The organism is Micromonospora sp. DT43, assembly GCF_049841645.1.
In the GTDB taxonomy this organism is placed as follows: Bacteria; Actinomycetota; Actinomycetes; order Mycobacteriales; family Micromonosporaceae; genus Micromonospora.
Genome location: NZ_JBNCKR010000029.1, coordinates 1 through 5,220, shown reverse-complemented (window position 1 = coordinate 5,220; position 5,220 = coordinate 1). Strand labels below are relative to the sequence as shown.

Here is a 5,220-nt window from a genome sequence, read left to right as displayed (position 1 = left end):
TACGCGGGTCCACCGGGCTCCACAGGGCGTCGACAATGACCTGGGCGTCCGGCGCCTGGACCTGGTACCTGTCGGGGTAAGCCGATACCTGTACCGCCTGGCAGACCTCTCCGATCGGGGCGTCGACCCAGGATCCGTCCGGGTACTCGTCCTCCATGGCGTCGAGGAAGGCGTTCGTGGCCCAGGCCGCATCGAGCCGCTGGTCCCGGGTTCCCCACGAATCCTGCTGTTGGAACAGGCCGAGGCTGGTGTGATCCACCTGCTCGCTGATGTTCTGCAGGTGAGTCTCGACGATCACGGTGGTGACCGCGATGACGGCGGCCCGCGAGGTGAGACCTCTGGCTCGCACCGCCTCGACTACCTCCCGTGCACAGGAGACGCGGTACCCGGTCAGGTTGTTCCGCATATCGGACGTCAGTTGCGGATTCAGCCGGCTGGCCAATGCCGCGTCAGCTGCGGTGGGACCGGCGGGATCGCAGTCGACCGTCTGGTACATGGCGTTCACCGGCGCGAGCGCCGGCGGCACATCCACCTGCGCTTCGGCACCGAGTGCCGGTGATGCGCCCACCAGCCCGATCGTCGTCAGCGCGAGTGTGGCGCAGAGTAGCGAGGTCTTCGACAACGGGCGGTTCACCTGTGTTGATCCATTCGCAGACACCTCCGACTACGGCCCGGTCCGACTGACCGGGCTCGTGCATCCGAGGCTGGTACACACCCCTGGACGGGGCCTGAAGCGTGGCCGACCGGACCAAACCGGTAGCTGGACCGCCGGCTGGTTCGGCACGACACTCCGCGTTGGACACCGGTTTCCTACACCACCAATGCCAGTTGCTCGATCCGTTCCTCAAGGGCACGGCACTCCCGTACCCGGTCCGGTAGTTGCGTGGTCCGCAGCAGGTCACGGACCGCCCGGCAGTGCTGCGCGGCCGTACCCATCTCACCCCGCCGGATCGCCACCTTGGCCTGCACGAGCAGAGCGTCGCTGTGCAGTGCCCGGTAGCCGTTACGGATGGCAATGTGGAGAGCGTCTGTCGCCGCGAGGAGAGCCTCCTCGGTGGTGCCGCCCAGCAGGGCGGCCCCGCCGAGGCCGATGCCCGCCTGGCACTCGAAGTATTGGAAGCCGTTCTTACGACTGATCGAGAGGCTCTCCATGAACCGCGAGCGGGCGTCGTCGACGGCGCGGCTGCCCAGCAGCGCGTATCCCAGAGTGTTGAGGACCGCCGCCTCGGCCCGCAGGTTGCGCTGCTGCCGAGCGAGCCGCAGCGCCTCGACGGCATTGTTCACCGCGGACACCCACTCGTTGCATTGTCGGTCGAGCTGACTCAACTCGTCGAGTACGGACAGCTCGCGCATGGGGGACGCGGTGCGACGAGAGTATTCGAGGACGGCGCCGAAGTGGGCGCGCGCAGTCTCGAAGTCCTCCAGCTGCCGTAGGACCAGTCCGAGGTTGTGCCGGTTGACCATGGCCGAGGGATGTCGCGCCGACTTTTCGTTCAGTCGTTGAGCGGACTTCAGATAGTTGGCCGCCTCGACGAGCTGCCCCCGCTCGTGGCACATAGTGCCCAGGTCATTCAGCGTCACCGCCCGAATGTGCTCGAACTCGGGACCCGTGCCGAGATCCAGTGCCCGCTGGTAGAGCTCCTGCGCTTCGTTGAGCTGGCCCAGCTCGGCTAGGACGAGACCGAGGTTGTGCAGCAGATATGCCTCGCCGACGAGCCAGCCGCTGCGCTGGGCAGCCGCGATGCCACGACGGTAGGCATCGGCGGCGAGGCGATGCTTGCCGGCTGCCCAGCGCGCTTGGCCGATGGTTTGCTGCATTGCAGCTTGAGCGCGGACGTCACCCTCAGCCTCCGCGGCGGCCAGTCCTGCCGATCCGCTCGCGAGCCAGGCAACCACGTCTCCCGAGACGAAGAAGTAGCCGCGGAGTTGGTCGGCCAACTGCCACGATCGGGCCGGGTGGCCATCGACCGCGGCGGCTTCGACCGCGGCAAGGAGGTTTCCCGCCTCCTCGTTCAGCCATGCGGTGGCGGCATCGAGATCGGGGAACATGGCGTCGGTCACGTCGACGTCCACCGGCAGCCGCACCATGTCGGCATAGAACAGCGTCATGGCGGACGCTGTCCGAGCTAGGTACCAGGCATAGAGCCGGCCCAGCGCGGCGGCGCGGTCATCGGGTGCCAGCCGGGCTTCGCCAGCTTGCAGCGCGTAGAGACGCAACAGGTCGTGGTACCGGTAGCGGTCGGTCTTGCCAGCTTCCAGCAGATTCTCCGCGACGAGTTGGTCCAGCGCCGGACGGACGAACCGCTGCTCTACGCCGAGCAGCGCGGCGACCGCGGCGGTCGACACGCCCCTTCCCGGGATCAGCGCGGCGGCCTGGAAGACCTCGGCCGCGAGCGCGGGCAGGTCACGGCAACTGATCGCGAAGCTGCTCGTCACCGTGCTGTCGCCCAGGCTCAGCTGGTCGAGCCGCGACCGCTCGTCGGTGAGGCGCTGCAGGACGTCGGCGATCGTACTTCTCCGGTGACCCGCCAGCCGACCGGCGACAAGCCGTACCGCGATCGGGAGCCGGCCACACGCGTCAATGAGCGCCTCTGCTTCCTTCCGCTCGGCGTGGACCCGGGCTGCGCCCAGCTTGGCTCGCAACAGGTCCAACGCCTCGTCCGGCTCGAACACCGGCAGGCGCATCATGACCGCGGCGTCCAACTCCGCACACTGGTTACGGCTGGTGACCAGGACCGCGCTTCCGCCAGGACCCGGTAGAAGCGGCTGGACCTGGACGGCGTTGTGCGCGTTCTCCAACACAATCAGGACGCGCCGGTTGTAGAGCACACTGCGATAGAGCGCCGCAGCCTCGTCCTCGTCATCGGGAATCGCGCGGACCTCGACGCCGACGGCTCTCAGCAGCCGAGCGAGCGCGTACGCGACAGTGACCGGCCGGTCATCGGCTCCTCGCAGATCGATGTAGACCTGGCCGTCCGGAAAGTCCCGGCGCACGTTCCAGGCCGTCTTGAGCACGAGGCTGGTCTTGCCGACACCGGCCATGCCGGAGACCACGCAGACAGCTGTCGAACCGCTGCGTGGATAACGCAACGCCCGTTCGAGCCGACGCAGTTGGTTCGTGCGGCCGCAGAAGTCCGACGGAGGCGTCGGCACCTGCCAGGGTGTCACGCCGCCACTGCCCACCGGTGTGCTGCGACGTCGTTCGGTCCTTCCGGCGAGAATGCTGTGCCGGGCCTCGATCAGCTCCGGACCGGGGTCGATGCCCATCTCTTCGGCGAGTCGTCGGCGGACACTGTCGAAGACGTCGATTGCGGCGGCCTGCTGCCCGGCTGCGCCGAGCGCGACCACCAATCGCGCCTGCAGCGACTCATGCCAGGGGTGCCGCCCCGCCAGTCGGCGCAGAAGCGGAAGGACCTGCCGCTGTTGGTGCACCACCTCGCCGAGGCGGGCCAACCTGATGACTACCTCCACGCGGTCCTCGGCGAGCGCCGTGACCAGTGGATCACCGCTGAGCTCGGGCACGTCCTCGGCGGCGTCATTACCACGCCACATGTTCACCGCGCTGAGGAGCAGGTCGAAGGCACGCTGTGGCGGGAGACCCGACGAACTCGCCTCGACCAGACGGGACCGGTATTTCACCAGGTCGAGCTGATCGCCGTCGGCCTCGAGCTGGTAGCCACCGGACACCAGTGTCACCATCGGCGGCCGGTCCGACTGTCGCTTCGGTTCCAACAACCGGCGGAGGCGGCTCACGTGGGTCTGTACGACGTTGGCCGCCGACGGCGGCGGGTGGTCCTGCCAGAGCAGGTGGATCAGTTCGTCCCGACTGACGGGCCGGCCCGGAGTCAGCGCCAGGCGCGCCAGCACGATGCGGTGTCGTCCGCCGTTGAGGTTGACGGCCTGATCCGCCCGGGTGATCAGCAGCGGCCCCAGGATCGAGATTCGCGCCGGGTCTCTCGCATCGACCCGATCCCGCTGCGGTGGCCGCGCCAGCTGTTTCATTCGCGCGCGGTCGTCGAGGTCGAGGTCGAGGGCATCAGCGAGCGTCTGCAACGAATGTGCGCGTGGTCTTCCGCTGCGCCCCTGTTCGAGGTCGCGAACGACACTGACACTGAGCCCGGCCTGATTCGCGAGGCTCGCCTGGGTCAGGCCCCGGCCGATCCGGGCGTTCCGCAGGAATTCACCGAGTCCTTCGTGCTTCTGATCGCTCATAACCGACTCAAGTCTTCCTGTGCCGAAAAATTTTCAGCCTAGGTGATGTCCCACGGCTTCGCTGTCTGTCTGGTGTGGACGACCGCCCGCGCGGATAGAGGCCGCTGCGGAGCGGTTGCGTGGCCCCAAGAGGGACTCCTCGTGAACCGGGCTGGCCCGGTTGGGCAGATGCCGGCACACCTGGAGAACCCACGGCCAGGCTGACCTTGCTACGGGGCAACTACCGGGCTTTTTCCTCCAGCCGTACGCCAAGAACGCTTCCTACACTCCGGACAGCGAGGCTGTTGCCCGCAACTTCACGGGAGGAAACGTACATGCATTCCTACGCTCGACGGCGCGGTTGGTTAACCCGTTGGTCACTGACGCCGATCGCGATGCTGGTTGCCGTGGTCGCGACGACGCCGGCGTCGGCGTCGGCGGCGCCAGACCCGGCAGGAGCCGACAATATGGGGGCAACCGCTGCGAGGGCTGTCGGAGATCCACCGCTGCCCGCCTACCCGGGCCTTCCCCCGCAGCCGGGAATGTCCGCCGCCGCGGTGAGCACCACACCGACCCCGTGTGCCGACAACGGTTCGGACGAGCCCGTACGCCGATCGGATGCGATCGCCCGGGCGCGTACCTGGCTCGAAGTGGGCGGCATCCCGTACAGCCAGGAGCGATGCTACAAGAACGAGTACGGCGACTACCGCACCGACTGCTCGGGCTTCGTCGCGATGGCGTGGGGCCTTGGCGGCGAAGGGCAGGTCTTCTGGACCGGAAACCTGGATACCCGGTCCTACCCCATCTCGCGCAGTGACCTCCAGCCGGGCGACGCCCTGCTGCGGCACACCGGGGACAAGGACGAGAACCACGTCGCCCTGTTCGTGAAGTGGAGCGACTCCGAGAAGACCAAGCCTGTGGTCATCGAGCAGACGGGCAGCAGGAACACCGTCGAGGACACCTGGACGTCAAGCAACGCCAGCCTCTACACCCCGGTCCGCTACGACAACATTGTCGAGGACGTGTCTC

General features: G+C 67.6%; 1 protein-coding gene and 2 pseudogenes. 1 reads left to right on the top strand and 2 read right to left on the bottom strand.

All coding sequences use genetic code 11. The features are described 5' to 3' along the window. Both ACLQ26_RS32970 and ACLQ26_RS32965 read right to left on the bottom strand, forming a co-directional pair. Positions 1-634 (bottom strand): annotated as a pseudogene (locus ACLQ26_RS32970) (hypothetical protein); the annotation flags it as partial. A gap of 176 nt (positions 635-810) precedes the next feature. Further along, complete coding sequence (locus tag ACLQ26_RS32965) at positions 811-4,212, bottom strand: BTAD domain-containing putative transcriptional regulator (RefSeq protein WP_425748268.1); 3,402 nt, start codon at positions 4,210-4,212, stop codon at positions 811-813. 446 nt (positions 4,213-4,658) lie between these two features. Here ACLQ26_RS32965 and ACLQ26_RS32960 point away from each other — a divergent pair. Continuing rightward, a pseudogene (locus ACLQ26_RS32960) lies at positions 4,659-5,220 on the top strand (hypothetical protein); the annotation flags it as partial.

What these genes read in the sequence shown, in the direction of transcription:
- ACLQ26_RS32965 (WP_425748268.1), bottom strand. Translation starts at nt 4,212, where the DNA reads ATGAGCGATCAGAAGCACGAAGGACTCGGTGAATTCCTGCGGAACGCC.